Here is a 20,158-nt window from a genome sequence, read left to right on the forward strand (position 1 = left end):
CCACCCCCGCCGTCACCCGATCGCCGACGGCCTCCCCAGGCGCGTCCGCAGTTCCCGGCCGTCTCCGCGTTTACGGGGGCCGCAATCGACCTACCCTCAAGATGTGACCCCTCGCTCCCAGGGGGGCTTCTCGCTGCGGAGGCCACTCGGCCGAAGCAGACCGTTGCGCACCGAACCGACCGGTGTGGAGATGGGGAGAGAAGTCATGACAGGCCGCTCAGAACCACCGGACGGTGCACCCGAGAACCCCGCGGGCGGCGAGGACGAGTACCGCTCGCTCGTCTTCGACGAATCGTTCGTCCGGGCTGCGCGGATGCAGGAGTACTCGGCGCAGGAGCGGATGGGCGAGCACGCCCGCGCCGTCCGGGCACTGCCCGACACGCAGGTCGTCCGCAGCGGCGGCGGCTCCCGCGCCGCCATAGCCCTGGTCGTCCTCATCGCCCTGGCCTTCACGGTGGCCGTCTACATCGGATTCCGGAGCCCGTACCCCCAGCCGGCCACCCGGCGGGCCGAACCCCTGCGGACCACCGTCGTCCCTCTGGCCCCCCGGGGCGCCGTACCGGGCGGATCACCCGAGCGGCTGTACCGGGCCGAGCCGGTCTCCGGATTCCGCACGGGCGCCGACGGCATCAACTTCCCCACCGTGGAGCGCACGCAGAACTTCTCCGACAGCCAGATCACCGCCGCTCTCGCCACGGTCAAGGACTACCTCGTGGAGTCGTCCCTGAACCCCGACGTCCTCACCGGCTCCGTACGCCGGCCCGTCGAGCACCTCCTCGACCCGGACCAGCGCGCCCAGTTCGAACAGAGCCTGAGCAGCCCGGCGGACGACGGGAGCCGCGCCGCCACCGGCTGGCTGGTGCGCTTCGACCCGGAGCAGGTGGAGCTCGCGGACCCGCAGATCCGGGTCGAGGGGGCCCTCAGCTACGAGGAGGAGGCCCCCGGCCTCCTCGGCGTCGTCTCGGACCACACGTTCACCTACGCCCTGCGCCCGGCGGACGGGCCCCACCGGGACGACGACGCCTCCCTGTTCACCGTGCGGCGCGAGCTGCACTTCCGCTTCGACCGGGAAGACCTGCGACTGCACCGCCTGGAGGTGCTCACCGCCCATGTCCAGGCCGGACCGCAGTCCTGCTCGGCCGACGCGACCGGGATGCTCCGCCCGCTCCTCGCCGGGGAACGGGCGGACGCCCGCGGGCCCGCCGCCACCGACCCGTACGCCACGGGCCGGCCCGCGGCGGCGCTGTGCGGGACCCTGGAGGCCGTCAGCTCCCCGACGGCCCCGACGACGTCCCCGGGCTCCCCTCCTCAGGGTCCTGGGGCCGACCGGCCGTCCCGTCCCCGTCCGTAGCGGAACCGTCCGACGAGCCCTGCGCCCCGCCCTTGGCGCCCCCGGTCCCGGTGAACCGGTCACGCAGCTTGCCGCCCAGGTCCCCCGCGCCGCCGGCGATGTCGCCCACGAGCTTCATCAGCGGGTCCTTGCTGGTGCGCACCGTGTCCGCGTAGTGCGAGGCGGACTCCCGGAACGAGTCGGTCACCGAGGTGTCCTTGTCCCCGTCGCGCCGCGGGTAGTGGCCGTCCATGATCCGCTGGAAGTCGCGGGTCTCCGACCACTTCTTCAGCTCGGCGGCCCGCACGGTGGTGAACGGGTGCGTGCGGGGCAGCACATTGAGGATCTTGAGGACGGAGTCCCGGAGGTCGCCGCCCTTCTCGTACTCGTCGGCCTGGGCGAGGAAGGCGTCCACGTTCATCTCGTGGAGGTGATTGCCGCCCGCGATCTTCATCAGACCGCGCATGGAGGCCGTGATGTCCTGGCCGACCAGCAGCCCGGCCCGGTCCGCGGACAGCTCCGACTTGCGGAACCACTCGCGCAGCGCCGTCACTATCGCCATGATCGCCACATTGCCGAGCGGGATCCAGGCGACCTTCACGGCGAGGTTGGTCAGGAAGAGCAGTATCGTCCGGTACACCGAGTGACCGGAGAGCGCGTGGCCCACCTCGTGGCCCACCACCGCCCGCATCTCCTCCTCGTCGAGCAGCTCGACCAGGCCGGTGGTGACCACGATGATCGGCTCGTCCAGTCCGATGCACATGGCGTTGGGCTGCGGGTCCTGCTTCACGTACATCGGCGGGACCTTCTCCAGGTCCAGGATGTAACACGCGTCCCGCAGCATGTCGTTGAGGTGGGCGAACTGCGCGTCGCTCACCCGGACGGAGTCGGAGAGGAAGAGCAGCCGCAGGCTGCGCTCCGGGAGCAGCCCGCTGAGCGCCTTGAACACGGTGTCGAACCCGGTCAGCTTGCGCAGGGCCACCAGGGCCGAGCGGTCGGCGGGGTGCTCGTAGGCCCGGGAGGAGATCCCGGGGAATCGCCGGCGCTGCCTGCTCGGCACGTTCTCGTGACTGCTGTCGGTCATGGATGGCCCCCTGTTCGTACGAGACGTTGCTCGTCCCCCGGACAAAACCCAGCGTATGCGCTGGCGCTACGGTGTGCGGGGGGCTGTGGATAACTTTGAGGAGCGCCCGAAATGCCGCACACCGCCGTACTGCTCGCCGCCGCGTCCGAGGAGCAGGGGCCGGGTGACACCCTCCGGATCGTGTTGCTCGTCTCGATCCTCGGAGCGGTGCTGCTCGCGTGGTTCCTGCTGCGCGGATACCGCAACGACGACAACAACGACTGAGTCGCCGTGAGCGTGCCCGGGGGTCCCGCATACGATGTGACCGACGTCTTCCTTCCGATTCACGATCGATAGGTCCTGCCGAAGATGAGCCTCACGAGCACCGCACACCAGCTGGTCACTCTCGCCTCCGAAGGCGGCGAGGGCGGCAACCACGAAAGCCTCAACCCCTACTTCGTCGGCGCCGGGGCGTTCATCGCGCTGATGTTCCTGCTGTGGGTCACCACCCGCTTCAACCGCGACCGCTGAGTCAGGGGCGTACAGCGGTGCCAGTAGGCTCTGCACGCATGGGAGAGCAGGAAGTGCCTACCGGCCCCGGCAAACGCCGCATCGGCGTGATGGGCGGGACATTCGACCCGATCCACCATGGACACCTGGTGGCGGCCAGTGAAGTGGCCGCCCAGTTCCATCTCGACGAGGTCGTCTTCGTCCCGACCGGGCAGCCGTGGCAGAAGAGCCACAAGAAGGTCTCCCCGGCCGAGGACCGCTATCTGATGACGGTCATCGCCACCGCGTCCAACCCGCAGTTCTCCGTCAGCCGGAGTGACATCGACCGTGGCGGACCGACGTACACCATCGATACGCTGCGGGATCTGCGCGAGGTCCACGGCGACGCGGACCTCTTCTTCATCACCGGCGCCGACGCGTTGTCCCAGATCCTCACCTGGCGCGACGCGGAGGAGTTGTTCTCGCTCTCCCACTTCATCGGTGTGACCCGCCCGGGTCACGTGCTCACGGACGACGGGCTGCCCGAGGGCGGTGTCTCCCTCGTGGAGGTGCCCGCGCTGGCGATCTCGTCCACGGACTGCCGTGAGAGGGTCGCGCAGGGGGAGCCGGTCTGGTACCTGGTGCCGGACGGCGTGGTCCGCTACATCGACAAGCGCCAGCTGTACCGCGGCGAATGAGCCACGGAGAGGGGCACCGGTGAACGACCGCCAGAACCCGTACGACCCGTACTACCAAGAGCCGCAGATCATCGGCTACGACGCGTACGGGCAGCCGGTCTACCAGCAGCAGGGGCAGCAGCAGTACGACCAGCCGGGCGGCCAGTACGACCAGCAGGGCCAGGGGCACGACCCCTACGCAGCACAGCCGGGTCAAGGGCACCGGACCGAGGACACCGGCTACGGCTACGACGCGTACGGCAACCCCCAGCAGCAGCCCCGGGGTTACGACCCCTACGTCGCTCCGCATCCGGGCCAGGCGCCTCAGCCGCCCCGGACGCAGCAGGGCCAGGGCCCGGACCAGGGGTACGGCTACGGCTCCTACACCGACTACGGGTACGCCACCGGGCAGCAGCCCGCCGCCGTCGACACCGGCCAGCACTGGAGCATCCCGCAGCAGGGCGCGGCCCCCGCGCCGGAACAGGCCCCGCAGCAGCCTCCCACTCAGCATCCGCAGCAGACACAGCAGTCACAGCGGTCGGCGGAAGACGCGGCGGAGCCGGACGCGGAGCCCGCGCTCCCGGGGCAGCGCAAGCCCGTCCCCGACTACCGCACCGAGCAGTTCTCGTTCATCGAGGAGCCCGACGAGGACTCCGAAGACGTCATCGACTGGCTGAAGTTCACCGAGAGCCGCAGCGAGCGGCGCGAGGAGGCACGGCGCAAGGGCCGCAACCGGATGGTCGCCCTGATAGTCGTCGCCGTTCTCGTCGTCGTCGGCGGGGCCGGCTATCTCTGGTCCGCCGACATGATCCCGGGCCTGTCCGGATCGGACGAGAAGAAGGCCGTGGCCGCAGGCGCGCAGCAGCGCGACATGATGGTGGTGCACCTGCACGACACGAAGAAGGGCGGCACCTCGACGGCGCTGCTCGTCGACAACGCCACCACCAAGCAGGGCACCACCGTCCTGCTGCCGAACTCCCTCGCCGTCGCCTCCGACGACGGAACCACCACCACACTCGGCAAGTCCGTCGAGGACGACGGCAGGACCGGCACCCGGGAGGCGATCGACACCCTCCTGGGCACCCGGATCACCGGCACCTGGCGGCTGGACACCCCGTACCTGGAGAACCTCGTCGAGCTGGTCGGCAACATCGAGGTCGACACCGACACCGATGTGCCGGGCGCGAAGAAGGGTGAATCGCCCCTGGTGAACAAGGGCGAGGGCCAGACGCTCAGCGGCGCGATGGCCGTCGCGTACGCCACGTACCGTGCGCCGGGGGAGCCCGAGGCCAAGCAGCTGACGCGGTTCGGCGAGGTCATGCGGGCCACGCTGCGCAAGATCTCCGAGGATCCCAAGGCCGCGACCGTCACCATCGAGACGCTGCTCCAGGTGCTGGACCCGTCGCTGCCCGAGAAGGACCTCGGGGCCTCGCTCGCCAAGCTGGCCTCGCGTGCCAAGGTCGGCGACTACAAGACGGCCCTCCTGCCGGTCCAGGAGGACGGCACGCTCACCGAGGCGGACACCCGCGACGTCGTCAAGGACATCCTCGGCGGCACGGTGAAGGCCCCCGAGGCGGGAGCTCCGCTCCGGGTCGCCGTCCGCAACGCCACCGGGAACGAGAAGGCCGCGGCAGCCGCCCGGGTCCAGCTGGTCAACGGCGGTTACGCCTTCGTTGACAGCGGCAAGGCAGGGGCCGAGAAGTCGTCCGTCGTGCTCTACCGGTCCGCCGAGGACAAGGAGAAGGCCGTCGAGGTGGCCAAGACCCTGGGCCTCGCCGCGGGTGACGTGAAGAAGGGCGAGCCGGCCGCCAACGCCGACGTGTCCGCGGTCCTCGGACAGGACTACGAGGTCCCGTAGCCCGCCCGGGACCACCGGTCGGCGCTCCGGCGCCGGCCGGTATCCGCCTCCGGACCCCGCCCGGGATACGCAGTGAACCCTGACCGAGAAACACAGTGAACCCCGACCGGGAAACGCAGTAAGGCTCTGTCGGCGGTCCGTGAGACCCTAGAGGTTGCATCCGACCGCCGACGAAAGCCTGCATGTGACCGCCACGGACCGCTCCATCGAGCTCATCAACGCCGCCGCTCAGGCGGCCGCCGACCGGCTCGCGCACGACATCATCGCCTACGACGTCAGCGATGTGCTGTCGATCACCGACGCCTTCCTGCTCGCCTCGGCCCCCAACGACCGCCAGGTCAAGTCGATCGTCGACGAGATCGAGGAGCAGCTCCAGAAGGAGCTCGGCGTCAAGCCGGTGCGCCGCGAGGGCGACCGCGACGCCCGCTGGATTCTCCTCGACTACGTCGACATCGTCATCCACGTCCAGCACAGCGAGGAGCGCGTCTTCTACGCGCTGGAGCGCCTGTGGAAGGACTGCCCGGAGATCGCCCTCCCCGAGGACGCGGTCAAGACCCGTGGCAAGGCCGAGGAGCACGCACAGCTCAACGGCGGCACGGAAGGTGACCAGAGCTGAACGGCAGCAGCAGCGGCACGGGCCGCAGGATCGTCCTCTGGCGGCACGGCCAGACGGCGTGGAACCTGGAGCGCCGTTTCCAGGGCTCCACGGACATCGAGCTCACCGAGGCCGGCGTCGGGCAGGCCCGCCGCGCCGCCCGGCTGCTCGCTTCGCTGAAGCCGGACGCCATCGTCGCCTCCGACCTGCGACGGGCGGCGGCCACGGCTGCCGAGCTCTCCGCCGTCAGCGGCCTCTCCGTCGCCCACGACGCCGCACTCCGTGAGACGTACGCCGGTGCCTGGCAGGGGCTGACCCACCAGGAGATCGTCGAGCGCTTCGGTGATCAGTACGCGGCGTGGAAGCGCGGAGAGCCCGTGCGCCGCGGCGGCGGCGAGCTGGAGACCGAGGTCGCCGACCGGGCGGCTCCGGTCGTTCTGGAGCACGCCGAGAAGCTTCCGGAGAACGGCACGCTCGTCGTGGTCAGCCACGGCGGCACGATCAGGACGACGATCGGCCGGCTGCTGGGCCTGGAGTCGCATCACTGGGAAGGGCTCGGCGGACTGTCCAACTGCTGCTGGTCCGTCCTCGGCGAGGGTGCGCGCGGCTGGCGTCTGCTGGAACACAACGCCGGAACGCTCCCCGAGCCGGTCCTCGGCGACGACGACTAGACGCCGTCCGGAGGCAGTGGAGAGGCCGTTCGCGGGCCGTCCTCGGGCGGCCCGGGCCGGATTTCACTTTCCGGCCGGTCGCAGGCTAAAGTTCTTCTTGTTCGCAGCGCGGAAACGCAGGGAAACAACAGCGAACAGCGGGGCTATAGCTCAGTTGGTAGAGCGCCTGCATGGCATGCAGGAGGTCAGGAGTTCAATTCTCCTTAGCTCCACAATCAGGATCCCGTCCCCACCAGGGGGCGGGATCTTCTGTATAGGGAGCACCGCGCGGGCTGACCCCCTTGCGGGGCCATGGCAGAATCGGAACGCCGGAGGGGGCGACGTACCGATCGGGAGGGAGCGCGATGCCTGCGAGTCGCGAACACGTCCCCGACCAGCCTCTTGTCGCCGCCCTGCCCCCCGACCCCGTACCGCTCGAAGATCGATCCCGCCTCGGCTGTCCGTCCTGCGGTTCGTCCCACGTGGCCCAGGTTCTGGGTGACAACGGAGGGGTCTCCTACGTGTGCACGGCCTGCGGCCACAGCTGGAGCTGACTGATGGGTGCACACAGGCGTAAGTGCGACTGGTGCGGCAGCGGTACGCCCATCGTCAGGGACATGGACCCGGTCAACGCGGAGTACCAGTACTGGTGCGAGGAATGCGCGCGGGCGCTGATCATAAAAGGCGACCCCATCGAGACCTACCGGGAGCTGGAAGGGGAGCCGATCTACGGGCGGCTCCTGGAGGAGCACTGCACCCTCAAGCGCTTCTACTCCTTCGCGACCGCCTGACCTGCGGCTGACGATCCACTGTTCGGGATGAATCGGGCGTATCGGTGCGGACCGGAAACGATTTGGTGAAGCACCGGGGGGACCGTGTAATGTTCTCGATGTCGCCAAGGGAAACCGGGCGGCACGCAGCAAGGGGCTATAGCTCAGTTGGTAGAGCGCCTGCATGGCATGCAGGAGGTCAGGAGTTCAATTCTCCTTAGCTCCACAAGATCGGCAGTGAAGAAGCGGGTCACCCGGATCGGGTGGCCCGCTTCTTCTGTTCGGATCACGCCTGTCCGGATTTACGTCTGTCCGGATCGGCTTCGGCCTGAGATCAGCCGCGTCCACTGCCCAGCGCTCGTCGGCCCGTGGCAGGCAGGGCGGGTCGCTGCTCGGCCGGCGGTGTGCGGCGAGGTCGGCGGGAAGCCCCGGCTTGCACGGACCGCACTGCCCGGCGGTCTCGGCGGCCGGCCAGTCGGCTATCCGGAGGGGCTCGCCGAGCGGGCAGGTGTCCGGCCTTTCGGCAATGCGGTCCCGTTGCCGCACGCCAGGACGCCCCCTACCAACCAGTACGGGCTTTGCTCGGTTGCCCCGAAAGGGGGCGGTACGCGGAGTGACCCCGCTCCCCGGGCGTTCCCTCCGCCGGGCGGCCGCCCGGCTCCCCGCTCCCTTCCAGGCCCTTGCGGTACCCTGACGCCATGCGTGCCGTACGCCTTCTGCTTAGCGAGCCGCGCTGAACAGTCCCGACCGGTGAGAACGCCTGGTCGGAGTCAGCGCGGCGTCCCCTCCTGTGCGAGGGGATTTTTCGTTTCCCCGGCAGATGACGATCGATGGAGCTTTGAGGATCATGAGCGAGACGAATTCCGCAGCCGAGACGGCCGCGCCGCACCGCTACACGGCGGCGATGGCCGCTGACATCGAGGCACGCTGGCAGGACTTCTGGGACGCCGAGGGGACGTACGAGGCGCCGAACCCCACCGGTGACCTGGCGGGCGACCCGGAGCTGGCCGCCAAGCCGAAGAAGTTCATCATGGACATGTTCCCGTACCCCTCGGGTGCGGGGCTGCACGTCGGACACCCGCTGGGCTACATCGCCACCGATGTCTACGCCCGCCACCAGCGGATGACCGGCCACAACGTGCTGCACACCCTGGGCTTCGACGCCTTCGGCCTGCCCGCCGAGCAGTACGCCGTCCAGACGGGCACCCACCCCCGGGTCTCCACCGAGGCCAACATGGAGAACATGAAGGCCCAGCTGCGCCGGCTGGGTCTGGGCCACGACAACCGCCGCTCCTTCGCGACGATCGAGGCCGAGTACTACAAGTGGACGCAGTGGATCTTCCTGCAGATCTTCAACTCCTGGTACGACTCCGAGGCCGACCGGGCCCGCCCCATCGCCGAGCTGGTCGAGCAGTTCGAGACCGGTACGCGCGCGACCCCCGACGGCCGTGAGTGGAGCGCGCTGAGCGCCACCGAGCGCGCCGACCTGCTGAGCGAGTACCGCCTGGCGTACGCCTCCGACGCCCCGGTGAACTGGTCGCCCGGGCTGGGCACCGTCCTGGCCAACGAGGAGGTCACCGCCGACGGCCGCTCCGAGCGCGGCAACTTCCCCGTCTTCAAGGCCAAGCTGCGCCAGTGGAACATGCGCATCACCTCCTACGCGGACCGGCTGCTGAACGACCTGGACGGGCTGGACTGGCCCGAGGCCATCAAGCTGCAGCAGCGCAACTGGATCGGCCGCTCCGAGGGCGCGCGGGTCGAGTTCCCGGTGGACACCGCCGGCGGCATCACCGTCTTCACCACCCGCCAGGACACCCTGTTCGGCGCGACGTACATGGTGCTGGCGCCCGAGCACGACATGGTCGAGCGGATCATCCCGGCCGCCTGGCCCGAGGGCACCCACCCGGTGTGGACCGGCGGCCACGCGAGCCCGGCCGAGGCCGTCACCGCGTACCGCAAGCAGGCCGCCGCCAAGTCCGACGTCGAGCGGCAGGCCGAGGCCAAGGACAAGACCGGCGTCTTCACCGGCGCGTACGCGACCAACCCGGTCAGCGGCGAGAAGGTCCCCGTCTTCATCGCCGACTACGTCCTGATGGGCTACGGCACCGGCGCGATCATGGCCGTACCGGCGCACGACGCGCGCGACTTCGCCTTCGCGCGCGCCTTCGAGCTGCCGATGCGCTGCGTCGTCCAGCCCTCCGACGACCGCGGAACCGACCCCTCCACGTGGGACGACGCCTTCGCCTCGTACGACGCGAAGCTGGTCAACTCCGCCAACGAGGAAATCTCGCTGGACGGCCTGGGCGTCGTCGAGGCCAAGGCGAGGATCACCGACTGGCTGAAGGAACACGGCGTCGGAGAGGGCACCGTCAACTTCCGGCTGCGCGACTGGCTGTTCAGCCGGCAGCGCTACTGGGGCGAGCCGTTCCCGATCGTGTACGACGAGGACGGCATCGCCCACCCGCTGCCCGAGTCGATGCTGCCGCTGGAACTGCCCGAGGTCGAGGACTACTCCCCGCGCACCTTCGACCCGGAGGACGCGACCGCCCAGCCCGAGACCCCGCTGTCGCGCAACGCCGACTGGGTCAACGTCACGCTGGACCTGGGCGACGGCGCCGGCCCCCGGAAGTACCGCCGCGAGACCAACACCATGCCCAACTGGGCCGGTTCCTGCTGGTACGAGCTGCGCTACCTGGACCCGAACAACGACCGTCAGCTGGTCGATCCGGCGATCGAGCAGTACTGGATGGGCCCGCGCGAGGGGCAGCCCACCGGCGGTGTCGACCTGTACGTCGGCGGCGCCGAGCACGCCGTTCTGCACCTGCTGTACGCGCGCTTCTGGTCCAAGGTGCTGCACGACCTGGGCCACATCTCCTCCGCCGAGCCGTTCCACAAGCTGTACAACCAGGGCATGATCCAGGCCTTCGTCTACCGCGACAGCCGGGGCATCGCCGTTCCCGCCGCCGAGGTGGAGGAGCGCGACGGCGCGTTCTACCACGAGGGCGAGAAGGTCAGCCGCGTCCTGGGCAAGATGGGCAAGTCCCTGAAGAACGCGGTCACGCCGGACGAGATCTGCGCGGAGTACGGCGCGGACACGCTGCGCCTGTACGAGATGGCGATGGGCCCCCTGGATGTGTCGCGCCCCTGGGACACCCGGGCCGTGATCGGCCAGTACCGGCTGCTGCAGCGTCTGTGGCGCAATGTGGTCGACGAGGAGACCGGTGAGATCACCGTCGTCGACAGGGAGCCCGGCGAGGACACGCTGCGTGCCCTGCACAAGGCCATCGACGGGGTCGGCCAGGACATGGCGGGGATGCGGTTCAACACCGCCATCGCCAAGGTCACCGAGCTGAACAACCACCTGACGAAGGCCGGCGGCCCGCTGTCTCGCTCCGTCGCCGAGCGGCTGGTCCTGCTGATCGCCCCACTGGCCCCGCACATCGCGGAGGAGCTGTGGCGGCGGCTGGGCCACACCGAGTCGGTCGTGCACCAGGACTTCCCGGTGGCGGACCCGGCGTACGTCGTGGACGAGACCGTCACCTGCGTCGTCCAGATCAAGGGCAAGGTCAGGGCCCGCCTGGAGATCTCGCCCGCCATCACGGACGAGGAGCTGGAGGCGCTGGCCCTGGCCGACGAGGCGGTCGTCGCGGCGCTGGGCGGGGCCGGGATCCGCAAGGTGATCGTGCGCGCGCCGAAGCTGGTGAACATCGTCCCCGCGTGACGGTCCCTGTGCGTGGTGAGGGCGTGGTGAGGGCCATCCCCTACGGGCAGGTTGGGGGTTCCGAAGGAACCCTCGGCCTGCCCGTTCCGTTTACGGTGGAGGGGGCGACCGGTATCGGCGGCCGCATCGAGATATCGAGGGGCATTCATGGAAGCCGCGATCACGATCCTGGCGTTGCTCTTGGTCGCGTTCGTCGCGCTGGGCGTCTACGCGACAGTGAAGGCCGTCGGTGCGGCCAAACGAGGCGTGGACCGCACGATCACGCAGGCTCGGCGCACCGTGGAGGACACCACCCTCCGGGCCAAGAGCTTCGGGCAGACGGGCGTCGCCGGCGAGCTGGCGCAGCTCCGGCTCGCCCTGCGCACCTCGATGCGCGCCACACAGGACGCGCTGCACGCAGGCGCCGCCGAGGACGCGTCCCTGGCGGAGTCCGTGGCACTGTTCCGCAGGCTGAGCGAGCATGGTCTCGAACTGGACGACGAGCTGAAGCGGCTGGAGCGCGAGCCGGACCGGGCGACGGTCTCGGGCCTGCTGCCCAAGCTGAGGGAGCGCACGCAGCGGATCACGCACTCGGCGGAGTCGCTGCGCTGGGCGGCGCGGGACAGGGCGCGGCAGTTCGCCGACGACGACCTGGACGCGCTGAACGCGCAGATCGACATCGAGGCCGGCGCGCTGCGGCACTGGACCGTCGAGGAGCCGTCGCAGGCATCGGGCGCGGCGGCACCCGCCTCGACACCGGGCCAGGGCCCCGGGACGGACTGGCCCGAGCCGGCCGCCTCGGCGGACTTCTCGGCCGGGAACAGCAGCACGGCCGACCAGGCGTGGTCCGGACCGGCCCGCGAGGAGAGCCCGCAGGCGATCACCGCCCCGGACCCGCGGCTGCGCACCACCTACCCCTGGCAGAAGTCCACCCGGCCGGAAACGACGAACTGACGCACGCGCGACGGCTCCGGCGCATCCCCGACCCGGCCGGATACGCTCCCAAGCGGCCATGAATGATCAGAGGGCCGGGGCCGGGCTGCCGCACTCCCACCATGCCAGGTAACCTCCGGCTCATGTCCCGCCATGTCGCTATCGTCACCGATTCCACGGCCTACCTGCCGCGCCCGACGATGGAACGGCACGGCATCACCGCAGTGCCGCTGACCGTCGTCCTGGGCGACCGGGCGCTGGAGGAGGGCACGGAGATCTCGGCACGCTCGCTCGCCCAGGCTCTGCAGAAACGCCACTCCGTGACCACGTCCCGCCCCAGCCCCGAGGTCTTCGCCGCGGCCTACCGAACGGCGGCCGAGGGCGGCGCGGACGCGGTGGTGTCGCTGCACCTGTCCTCGGAGTTCTCCGGCACGTACGACGCCGCGCTGCTCGCGGCGGCGGACGCCCCCGTTCCCGTACGTGTGGTGGACACCGGCATGGTCGCCATGGCCCTGGGCTTCTGCGCTCTGGCGGCTGCGGAGACCGCCGAGGCGGGCGGCGGCCTGGACGAGGCGGTGTCGGCCGCGGAGAAGCGGGCCGCCGGCACCTCGGCGTATTTCTATGTCGACACGCTCGACTATCTGCGCCGGGGCGGACGCATCGGTACGGCGCAGGCCCTGCTGGGATCCGCGCTGGCGGTGAAACCGATCCTGGAACTCGACGCGGGACGGATCGAGATGCTGGAGAAGGTGCGGACGGCGTCCAAGGCCATTGCCCGCCTGGAGGAGATCGTCGCCGAGCGGGCGGGGGCGGCCCCGGTGGACATCGCCGTCCACCACCTCGCCGCCCCGGAGCGTGCGGAGCGCCTGGCCGAGCGGCTGCGCGAGCGCGTTCCCGGCCTGGTCGACCTCCACGTCAGCGAGGTCGGCGCGGTGATCGGGGCGCACACGGGGCCGGGGCTGCTCGGCGCGGTGATCTCCCTGCGGTGATCTGCTCCCGCTGATCTCCCCGCGGTGAGCGGGATTTCACCCCGTGGAGTGGTCGAGTTGTCCACAACCGCCGGTCTCTCCACAGGAATCGGCGCTGCTCAGCGGGTTCGGGCGGATGTGCCTAACGTCGTGAGGCATGGCCCTTCGATCTTCTCGGGCGTCGGCTCCCGATGCTCTTTCCGCCTCTGCCCTGTCATCCCCCGCATCGTCCACGTTCCCACCCACACCTTCGTCTTCGCCCTCGTCTTCGCCCTCGTCTTCGTCGCCCGATTTGTTGTCGGCGAGGACGCCCGCACGGGTGCGGCGCGGTTCGGGCACGCGCCCGAGCGGCCGGGCGGGCGTGGGCCCCGGCACGCGTTCCGGTGCGCGCCACGGTGGGCGGCTGTCCGCGCGGGGGCGTTCCGCTGGCGCCGCGGCGGCCGCGCGTCGTCGGGCGGACGCGCTGATGGCAGATGTCGCCGGGCCGGGGCGCGGTACAGCGCCCGCACGGGTACGTGAGCCGGAGCCGCCTCACGTACCGGTACATGAGGCGGAGCCCGCGCCCGTATCGGTACGTGAGGCGGAGCCCGCGCCCGTATCGGTACGTGAGGCGGAGCCCGCGCCCGTATCGGTATGTGAGGCGGAGCCCGCGCCCGTATCGGTACGTGAGGTGGAGCCCGTGCTCGTACCCGTGTCCGAGGCCCCGGGGGCGATGTCTGGGGGTACGTCCAGGGCGGGCCGTCTCGTGTCGGCCGTCCGTGAGCGGCTGCCGTTGTGGGTGCGGCTCCGGTGCGGGATGGCGCCGCGCACGCCGCTGGTGCTCGGGATGGTCCTGCTTGCCGCGGTGGGTGTCGCGGCGTTCCACTTCTGGTCCGTACGCCCCCAGACCGTGCGCGCGCCGGAACCGGTCGCGGACGAGGCGGCGGCGCCCGCGCTGCCACCGGACCCGTTACGGTCCGGGGGCCCCCGCCAGGTCCCCCGTCCGGCCGGAGGGGCGCCGCCGGACGCGGGTGGCAGCGGAAGCGGGCAGATCGTCGTCGATGTAAGCGGCAAGGTGCGTCGGCCGGGGGTCCGCCGGCTCCCGGCGGGCTCGCGGGTGGCGGACGCGCTCGACGCGGCGGGTGGTGTGCGCGCGGGCACGGATGTGACGGGGCTCAATCGGGCGCGGGTCCTGCTGGACGGTGAGCAGGTCGTCGTGGGCCTACCGCCCGGGCCGCCGGCCCCCGGGACGGTCGGTGGCGGGCACGCCGGGGCCGACAGGCCGGGCGGCACGCCGGGCGGGCCCGGCCCCTCGGCACCGCTGAGTCTGAACACGGCGACGGCGGAGCAGCTGGAAACGCTGCCAGGGGTCGGCCCCGTGCTGGCCCAGCACATGATCGACTACCGCACGGAGAACAACGGATTCCGGTCCGTCGACGAGCTCCGGCAGGTCAAGGGCATCGGCGACCGCCGCTTCGCCGAACTCCAGCCGCTCGTCCGGCCATGAGCAGCCGGGAGGCCCAGGACTACGTCCGGGGAGCGGGCGATGCCGCGGGCAGCTCGGCGTGTGCACCGCGTGTTCCGGGAACGCCGAGTGCGTCGGGTGCGTCGGGGGATTCGGGCGATTCGGGTGCGCCGTGTGGGGCAGGGGCGCGAGCGGACGGGCCCGCGGACCTGCGGCTGGTTCCGCCCGCCCTGGCGGTCTGGGCGGCTGCGGCGTCGACGCTGGGGCTGCCGGGGAAGTGGGCGGCCGCCGTGGCCGCCGCCTGTCTGGTGCCGGCGGTCGTTCTGCTGGTGGTGGCCTCGCGCACCTCGCGGGAGGGGAGGCCCGCCGGACGGTCCCGGGCCGTCGCCGCCGGGGGAGCCGTCCTGCTGTGCGCGGCGGCGGGTGCGGCCGTGGCAGGACTGCACGGGGCCGATGTGCGGCGCGGTCCCGTCCCCGGGCTGGCAGAGGAGTACGCGCGGATCGACGCCGACGTACGGGTGACCTCGGATCCCCGGACGACCCGCCCGGTGGTCCGGGGCAACCACAGCACCCCGCCCCTTCTCCTGATCGACGCCGAGGTCATGGAGGTACGGACGCCGGACGGCTCGGGCGCCCGGGTCCGGACACCGGTGCTGCTCATGGTCGCGGCGGGCGACCACCGGGCGGACTGGCAGAAGCTGCTGCCGTCCACCCGGCTCCGGCTCGGCGGCAGGCTCTCGCCCCCCGCCCACGAGGGCGAACGCCTGGCGGCGGTCCTCCGGGTGGACGACGAGGGGGCGCCTCGGATCACCGGTCCGCCGACGTGGACCCAGCGCACGGCCGGGGGACTGCGTGCCGGGTTGCGGGAGGCGACGGACGATCTGGACGCGGACGCCCGTGCGCTGTTGCCGGGGCTGGTGGTCGGTGACACCTCCAGGGTCCCTCCCGAACTCCACGACGCCTTCAAGGCGACTGATCTGACGCACCTCTTGAGCGTTTCCGGGGCAAATCTGTCGATTCTGCTCTTCCTCCTCGTCGGGCCGCCCGGGTCGGCGCTGAGCGCGGAACGCCGCGGCCTGGCACCTGCGTTGGGGCTCTCCCTGCGAGGGACCGCGTTGATCGGCGGTGGGCTGACCCTCGCCTTCATCGTCGTGTGCCGTCCGGAACCGAGCGTGCTCCGTGCGGCAGCCTGCGGTCTCATCACGCTCCTCGCGATCGGAACGGGGCGCCGGAGATCCCTGATTCCCGCCCTGGCGGCGGCTGTCGTCCTCCTGGTCCTCTACGATCCCTGGCTCGCCCGGAGCTACGGCTTCCTGCTGTCGGTGCTCGCCACCGGTGCGCTGCTGACCCTCGCGCCACGGTGGAGCGTCGCCCTGCGGGCGCGGCGGGTGCCGGGCAGGCTGGCCGAGGTACTGGCCGCGGCGGCCGCCGCGCAGGCCGTGTGCGCACCCGTGGTGGTGGTCCTGGCCTCACGGGTCAGCCTGGTGGCGGTCCCGTGCAACCTGCTGGCGGAGTTCGCGGTGGCACCGGCGACGGTGCTCGGGTTCGCGGCCCTCGCCGTCGCCCCGGTCGCCCCGCCGGCGGCCGAACTGCTGGCCGGGATCGCCGCCTGGCCGGTCGGGTGGATCGCCACGGTCGCCCGCACGGGGGCGGACCTTCCCGGGGCTGAGGCCCAGTGGCCCGGAGGGTGGTCCGGCGCGGCGCTGCTGGCCGGTCTCACGGTGGCGGCCGTGCTCCTGGCGCCGCGGCTGGCCCGCCACCCGTGGATCTGCGCGGCCACGGGGCTGCTCCTCGTGCTGGCGGTGCTGAGGCCGGTTCCGCTGACCCGGATCGTGACCGGATGGCCGCCGCCCGACTGGGCGTTCGCGCTCTGCGACGTGGGGCAGGGCGACGCGATGGTGCTCATGGCGGGGGAGGGCACAGGAGTGGTCGTCGACGCCGGACCCGACCCCCGTGCGGTCGACCGGTGTCTGCGCGACCTCGCGGTGACCCGCGTCCCCCTCGTGGTCCTCACTCACTTCCACGCCGACCATGTGCGGGGGCTGCCGGGCGTGCTCCGGGGCAGGGCGGTGGCCGCGATCCAGACGACGAGCCTCGAAGAGCCGCCGGAACAGGCCGCGTTCGTACGGCGGACAGCGGCTGCGGCGCGGGTCCCGACGATGCGGGCCGTTGCGGGTGAGCACCGCCGGGCGGGCCCGGTCGACTGGCGGGTCCTCTGGCCGCGCCAAGGGCCGGGGGGAGCGGGGTCGCTGGTGCGGGAGCCGAACGACTCCAGCGTCACGCTGCGCGTACGGGCGGCCGGCGGGCTGACGCTGCTGCTCCTCGGGGACCTCGAACCTCCGGCCCAGCGGGAGTTGCTGCGCGGCCGGGAGGCCTCGGGTCCGGTGGACGTCCTCAAGGTGGCCCACCACGGCTCGGCGTTCCAGGACACCGGGCTGCTCCACGGCGTACGGCCGAGGCTGGCGCTCATCTCCTGCGGCGCGGACAACCCGTACGGACACCCCTCGGCCCGCACGGTGGGCGCCCTCAGGGCGGCCGGGGCCCGGGTCCTGCGCACCGACATCGACGGCGCGATCGCGGTGGCGGGCACCGGGAAGAAGCTGCGGGCGGTGGGCCGGTCATGACGGCGCTCGGGTCAGACCAGCCACGTTCCGGCGAGCATCAGGTCGCGGTCGGCGAGTTCGTTCACCTCGCGCCAGGCGCGCACGGAGTCCGGGGTGATGTGCAGAAACACCCAGACGGGGGTGCGCGGGTCCCATCGGAGCTTCGCGGCGAAGGCGCCCCGTGTCGCGGAGGGAAGGTCGGCCCCCTCCAGGATCCTCGCCCCGCCCTCGATCAGTACCACGTCGCGGGTGTGGCCGAGGGTGATGCGGATCGGGCCGGCGGGAGTCACGTTGACGGCGGTGGGATTGGTCCGCCGGGTGGCCATGACCAGGGTGCCGGTGTCGTCGTCCCAGAGGAACGACAGCGGGACCAGCGTGGGAACGCCGGCCGCGGAGGCTGTCGCCACCCACGCGTCCTCGTCCTGTCGCAGACGGTTCAGGGTGTCCTGCTTGCGCTGCTCCCGGCTGCGCGCGGGATCGGGTCCGGTCATGCCCGTCAGGCTAGACCGCGATCACTGTGCCACGCTTCGGGCAAGGGGCCTCGGTCAGGAGTCCTAGGACCCGTCGTGGGACCTGGAGTGGGACCGGTGGTCCTCGGGGCGGGAGCGGGCGCAGACTGGGCCCATGACCTCGCAGACACCCACGACGTCCGGCGCCTCCGTCCCGGGACCCGGCAACGGCGTCGACGGCATCACCCCCGCCGCCGTCGACGCCTATCTCACCCGGATCGGCGCGGGCCGTCCGGCGCGGGCAGGCATCGAAGCGCTGCGCGACCTGCAACACCGGCATCTGCTTGCCGTGCCCTTCGAGAACCTCTCGGTCCATCTGGGCGAGGACATCGTGCTGGACGAACGGGCGCTCATGGACAAGGTGACCGGCGGTCGCGGCGGTTTCTGCTACGAACTGAACGGCGCGTTCGGGGCGTTGCTGCGTGCCCTCGGCTTCCGGGTGAGCCTGCTCCAGGCCCGGGTCTTCGGAGACGGCGGCCGCCTGGGCATTCCGTACGACCACATGGCGCTGCGGGTGGAGACCGAGGACGGTTCGGGGCCCTGGCTGGCGGATGTCGGGTTCGGCGACAACGCGCTGTGGCCGCTGGCGCTCGACGATCGGGCGGATCAGGAGGATCCCCGGGGCGTGTTCCGGCTCCGTCGGGCGCCGCAGGGGGACCTGGATCTGCTGCGCGGAGGCTCACGGCAGTTCCGGCTCGACCTGAGGCCACGGACGCTGCCGGAGTTCCGGGGCGGGGCCTGGTACCACCGCACCTCGCCGGACTCGCACTTCACCCGGTCCCTGGTGTGCTCCCGGTACACGGAGACCGGGCGGGTGACGCTGAGCGGACGGACTTTGGTCACCACGGTCGGCGGGGATCAGCACCGTACGGAACTGGCCACGGACGAGGAGGTGCTCGCCGCCTACCGGGACCATTTCGGGGTGCGGCTCTCCCGGGTTCCCCAGCTCCGGGAGGCGGTCGCGGCGCCGGGACCCGACGCCGGCCCCCGGTGACACGCGAACGTCACAGACGAATGCCCAGGACGAACGCTACGAGCGACTGATCCAGACAAGCGGACCTCGCTATTCGGACCTCCGGTAACACCTGCGTACAGCTCGTCGCAGCTCATCGCACCTCGCCATACGTCCGCACACCTCATTACACCCTGTAGCAGCTCCGTACAAGACCCTCCGAGGTTCTCCGTTTGCCTCGAACGCCGCAATAGTGATCGAATGCATGCTCGTCGGCGGGCCACTGATTCGACGAAGACGTCTACGTGTCAGGGGCCCGAAGCGTGCAGCGCCCCTGGGGGTACGTAGAGATGTTCGGCCGTTGGCTGGGAAACAGAGGCCAGGCGGGTGGGCGCGGTGGGGCCTTCGCCGGATTCAAGGTGCCCCGTACCGCGGGCGTGCTCAACTGCCGGGTGCTGGATCCGGTCAACGAACCGGTTCAGCAGGCCGAGTTCGTCGTGACCGACAGCGCGGGCCGCAAGGTGATCGGCGGCGAGACGGACCCCTTCGGCAGTGTTCTCGCCACGGTCCCGGCGGGCGACTACCGGCTGGCGATCACGGCTGAGGGCTTCACCCCGTTCCACGGAGCGGTGACCGTGGCCGAGGGCGCGCACGCCACTCTGGGCGATGTGACCCTCCAGGTGGCGCAGCCGCCGCAGCTGCCCGACCCCGGCGACTGGGACATCGAGCCGAACCACTCGCAGATCGGGTTCACCGCCCGGCACATCGGGCTGGCGCGCATCCACGGCAGGTTCAACACCTTCGCCGGGGCGGTCCGGATCGCCGACCGCATGGAGGACTCCGCCATGCACGTGATCATCGACGCGGCCTCGATCGACACCAATGTGCAGATGCGCGACGACCACCTGCGCTCCGGCGACTTCCTCGACGTCGGCCGTTATCCGACGCTGGAGTTCTACAGCGAGCGCTTCGTCCACCGGGGCGGCAGCCGGTGGGGTGTCACCGGGGCGCTGACCCTGCACGGCGTCAGCCGTACCGTGACGCTGGACACCCAGTACCTCGGGATCGGCAGCGGCCTGGAGGGCGAGACACGCGCCGCCTGCCGGGCCACCACCGAACTGCACCGCGAGGACTTCACCCTCACCTGGCAGACCATGGTGGCGCGCGGGATCGCCGTGGTGGGGCCGAGCATCGTCATTGACCTCGACATCCAGATCGTGCCCAAGGGCTGAGCCGACCGGTTCGTTCCGGGGGCTGAGCCGCCCGGATCGTTCTCAAGGCTGTGCCGGCCGGCGTCACGGCTTCTCCAGCCAGCCTTCGTACTCCTCCGCGAACGCGTCGAGCGCGGCCGGGTCCAGGCGCCCGGCCGCGTCCTCCACGACCACCAGCCACTGGGCGTCCTCGGCGTCGTCCTCGCCGGCCAGCGCGTCCCGTACGAGCTGAGGCTCCTCGGCGACCCCGAAGCGGTCCGCCAGCTCCCCGGCCACCTCCTCCGCGGCATCGCGGTCGGGCAGCACCAGTACATGTCTCACATCGCTCACCCGGTCATTCTCCGGTACGGGAGCCCCGGCCCCGCGCCCCGGCCCCGCGCCCCGGCCCCGCGCCCCGGCCCCGCGC

19 protein-coding genes and 2 tRNA genes are annotated in these 20,158 nt (G+C 71.3%); 18 read left to right on the plus strand and 3 right to left on the minus strand.

Annotation, left to right across the window (positions count from 1 at the left end; genetic code table 11):
* Positions 1 to 205 precede the first annotated feature (205 nt).
* The gene (locus tag N7925_RS24950) at positions 206 to 1,351 is read left to right on the plus strand and encodes an SCO2583 family membrane protein (protein ID WP_274345220.1); all 1,146 of its coding nucleotides are present in this window, start codon (positions 206 to 208) and stop codon (positions 1,349 to 1,351) included.
* Here N7925_RS24950 and N7925_RS24955 read toward each other — a convergent pair.
* Positions 1,266 to 2,414 (minus strand): M48 family metallopeptidase, encoded by a 1,149-nt coding sequence (locus tag N7925_RS24955; RefSeq protein WP_265601677.1) that lies wholly within the window; start codon positions 2,412 to 2,414, stop codon positions 1,266 to 1,268. The two genes, N7925_RS24950 and N7925_RS24955, sit on opposite strands and share 86 nt — an antisense overlap.
* A 111-nt stretch (positions 2,415 to 2,525) precedes the next feature.
* Between N7925_RS24955 and N7925_RS24960 the strand changes: the two genes are divergently transcribed.
* The 15 genes from N7925_RS24960 (at position 2,526) to N7925_RS25030 (ending at position 17,101) form a co-directional block, all read left to right on the plus strand.
* A complete protein-coding gene (locus N7925_RS24960; RefSeq protein ID WP_003969217.1) occupies positions 2,526 to 2,678 on the plus strand; it encodes a hypothetical protein in 153 nt (50 codons plus the stop codon).
* A gap of 84 nt (positions 2,679 to 2,762) precedes the next feature.
* A complete protein-coding gene (locus N7925_RS24965) occupies positions 2,763 to 2,924 on the plus strand; it encodes a hypothetical protein (protein ID WP_265601678.1) in 162 nt (53 codons plus the stop codon).
* Positions 2,925 to 2,962: 38 nt separating this feature from the next.
* Entirely contained in the window at positions 2,963 to 3,580 is a 618-nt protein-coding gene (nadD, locus tag N7925_RS24970) for a nicotinate-nucleotide adenylyltransferase (RefSeq protein ID WP_026291102.1), read from the plus strand.
* A 19-nt stretch (positions 3,581 to 3,599) separates the two neighbouring features.
* Positions 3,600 to 5,417: an LCP family protein gene (locus N7925_RS24975; protein WP_274345221.1), complete on the plus strand. Its 1,818-nt coding sequence runs from the start codon at positions 3,600 to 3,602 to the stop codon at positions 5,415 to 5,417.
* A gap of 184 nt (positions 5,418 to 5,601) precedes the next feature.
* Complete coding sequence (gene rsfS, locus N7925_RS24980) at positions 5,602 to 6,033, plus strand: ribosome silencing factor (protein ID WP_018961239.1); 432 nt, start codon at positions 5,602 to 5,604, stop codon at positions 6,031 to 6,033.
* On the plus strand, positions 6,030 to 6,683 hold the full coding sequence (locus N7925_RS24985; RefSeq protein WP_265603996.1) for a histidine phosphatase family protein: 654 nt from the start codon (positions 6,030 to 6,032) through the stop codon (positions 6,681 to 6,683). Before rsfS ends, N7925_RS24985 begins: the two co-directional genes overlap by 4 nt.
* Before the next feature lie 139 nt (positions 6,684 to 6,822).
* Positions 6,823 to 6,895 (plus strand) — tRNA-Ala (locus tag N7925_RS24990).
* Between the two features lie 132 nt (positions 6,896 to 7,027).
* Positions 7,028 to 7,216 carry a hypothetical protein gene (locus tag N7925_RS24995; RefSeq protein WP_265601680.1) on the plus strand — a complete coding sequence of 63 codons (189 nt, stop codon included), beginning with the start codon at positions 7,028 to 7,030 and terminating at the stop codon, positions 7,214 to 7,216.
* Positions 7,217 to 7,219: 3 nt separating this feature from the next.
* Positions 7,220 to 7,453 (plus strand): hypothetical protein, encoded by a 234-nt coding sequence (locus N7925_RS25000; RefSeq protein ID WP_003969224.1) that lies wholly within the window; start codon positions 7,220 to 7,222, stop codon positions 7,451 to 7,453.
* Positions 7,454 to 7,585: 132 nt separating this feature from the next.
* Positions 7,586 to 7,658 (plus strand) — tRNA-Ala (locus tag N7925_RS25005).
* A gap of 621 nt (positions 7,659 to 8,279) precedes the next feature.
* A complete protein-coding gene (gene leuS, locus N7925_RS25010; RefSeq protein WP_274345222.1) occupies positions 8,280 to 11,153 on the plus strand; it encodes a leucine--tRNA ligase in 2,874 nt (957 codons plus the stop codon).
* A gap of 147 nt (positions 11,154 to 11,300) precedes the next feature.
* The gene (locus N7925_RS25015; RefSeq protein ID WP_274345223.1) at positions 11,301 to 12,086 is read left to right on the plus strand and encodes a hypothetical protein; all 786 of its coding nucleotides are present in this window, start codon (positions 11,301 to 11,303) and stop codon (positions 12,084 to 12,086) included.
* A gap of 122 nt (positions 12,087 to 12,208) precedes the next feature.
* Positions 12,209 to 13,054, plus strand: a complete 846-nt coding sequence (locus N7925_RS25020; RefSeq protein WP_265601683.1) for a DegV family protein — start codon at positions 12,209 to 12,211, stop codon at positions 13,052 to 13,054.
* Between the two features lie 775 nt (positions 13,055 to 13,829).
* The gene (locus tag N7925_RS36225; RefSeq protein ID WP_443032356.1) at positions 13,830 to 14,519 is read left to right on the plus strand and encodes a helix-hairpin-helix domain-containing protein; all 690 of its coding nucleotides are present in this window, start codon (positions 13,830 to 13,832) and stop codon (positions 14,517 to 14,519) included.
* Positions 14,516 to 17,101, plus strand: coding sequence for a ComEC/Rec2 family competence protein (locus N7925_RS25030; RefSeq protein ID WP_443032243.1), 2,586 nt, complete (start codon positions 14,516 to 14,518; stop codon positions 17,099 to 17,101). The genes N7925_RS36225 and N7925_RS25030 overlap by 4 nt, the downstream gene beginning before the upstream one ends.
* An 11-nt stretch (positions 17,102 to 17,112) precedes the next feature.
* Here N7925_RS25030 and N7925_RS25035 read toward each other — a convergent pair whose 3' ends face one another.
* A complete protein-coding gene (locus N7925_RS25035) occupies positions 17,113 to 17,571 on the minus strand; it encodes a pyridoxamine 5'-phosphate oxidase family protein (RefSeq protein ID WP_274345224.1) in 459 nt (152 codons plus the stop codon).
* Positions 17,572 to 17,704: 133 nt separating this feature from the next.
* Between N7925_RS25035 and N7925_RS25040 the strand changes: the two genes are divergently transcribed.
* Together N7925_RS25040 and N7925_RS25045 are read left to right on the plus strand one after the other, a co-directional pair.
* A complete protein-coding gene (locus N7925_RS25040) occupies positions 17,705 to 18,583 on the plus strand; it encodes an arylamine N-acetyltransferase family protein (RefSeq protein ID WP_274345225.1) in 879 nt (292 codons plus the stop codon).
* A 308-nt stretch (positions 18,584 to 18,891) separates the two neighbouring features.
* Entirely contained in the window at positions 18,892 to 19,773 is an 882-nt protein-coding gene (locus N7925_RS25045; protein ID WP_265603998.1) for a YceI family protein, read from the plus strand.
* A 63-nt stretch (positions 19,774 to 19,836) separates the two neighbouring features.
* Here N7925_RS25045 and N7925_RS25050 read toward each other — a convergent pair whose 3' ends face one another.
* Entirely contained in the window at positions 19,837 to 20,082 is a 246-nt protein-coding gene (locus tag N7925_RS25050) for a hypothetical protein (protein WP_032791316.1), read from the minus strand.
* Between the last annotated feature and the right edge of the window lie 76 nt (positions 20,083 to 20,158).

The sequence above is a fragment of the Streptomyces sp. CA-278952 genome, from assembly GCF_028747205.1.
In the GTDB taxonomy this organism is placed as follows: domain Bacteria; phylum Actinomycetota; class Actinomycetes; order Streptomycetales; family Streptomycetaceae; genus Streptomyces.

Excerpts from the sequence above, each read along its gene's own strand:
- N7925_RS24950 (WP_274345220.1), top strand. The coding sequence starts at position 206 with ATGACAGGCCGCTCAGAACCACCGGACGGTGCACCCGAGAACCCCGCG.
- N7925_RS24955 (WP_265601677.1), bottom strand. The coding sequence starts at position 2,414 with ATGACCGACAGCAGTCACGAGAACGTGCCGAGCAGGCAGCGCCGGCGA.
- N7925_RS24960 (WP_003969217.1), top strand. The coding sequence starts at position 2,526 with ATGCCGCACACCGCCGTACTGCTCGCCGCCGCGTCCGAGGAGCAGGGG.
- N7925_RS24965 (WP_265601678.1), top strand. The coding sequence starts at position 2,763 with ATGAGCCTCACGAGCACCGCACACCAGCTGGTCACTCTCGCCTCCGAA.
- nadD (WP_026291102.1), top strand. The coding sequence starts at position 2,963 with ATGGGAGAGCAGGAAGTGCCTACCGGCCCCGGCAAACGCCGCATCGGC.
- N7925_RS24995 (WP_265601680.1), top strand. The coding sequence starts at position 7,028 with ATGCCTGCGAGTCGCGAACACGTCCCCGACCAGCCTCTTGTCGCCGCC.
- N7925_RS25000 (WP_003969224.1), top strand. The coding sequence starts at position 7,220 with ATGGGTGCACACAGGCGTAAGTGCGACTGGTGCGGCAGCGGTACGCCC.
- leuS (WP_274345222.1), top strand. The coding sequence starts at position 8,280 with ATGAGCGAGACGAATTCCGCAGCCGAGACGGCCGCGCCGCACCGCTAC.
- N7925_RS25015 (WP_274345223.1), top strand. The coding sequence starts at position 11,301 with ATGGAAGCCGCGATCACGATCCTGGCGTTGCTCTTGGTCGCGTTCGTC.
- N7925_RS25020 (WP_265601683.1), top strand. The coding sequence starts at position 12,209 with ATGTCCCGCCATGTCGCTATCGTCACCGATTCCACGGCCTACCTGCCG.
- N7925_RS36225 (WP_443032356.1), top strand. The coding sequence starts at position 13,830 with ATGGCGCCGCGCACGCCGCTGGTGCTCGGGATGGTCCTGCTTGCCGCG.
- N7925_RS25030 (WP_443032243.1), top strand. The coding sequence starts at position 14,516 with ATGAGCAGCCGGGAGGCCCAGGACTACGTCCGGGGAGCGGGCGATGCC.
- N7925_RS25035 (WP_274345224.1), bottom strand. The coding sequence starts at position 17,571 with ATGACCGGACCCGATCCCGCGCGCAGCCGGGAGCAGCGCAAGCAGGAC.
- N7925_RS25040 (WP_274345225.1), top strand. The coding sequence starts at position 17,705 with ATGACCTCGCAGACACCCACGACGTCCGGCGCCTCCGTCCCGGGACCC.
- N7925_RS25045 (WP_265603998.1), top strand. The coding sequence starts at position 18,892 with ATGTTCGGCCGTTGGCTGGGAAACAGAGGCCAGGCGGGTGGGCGCGGT.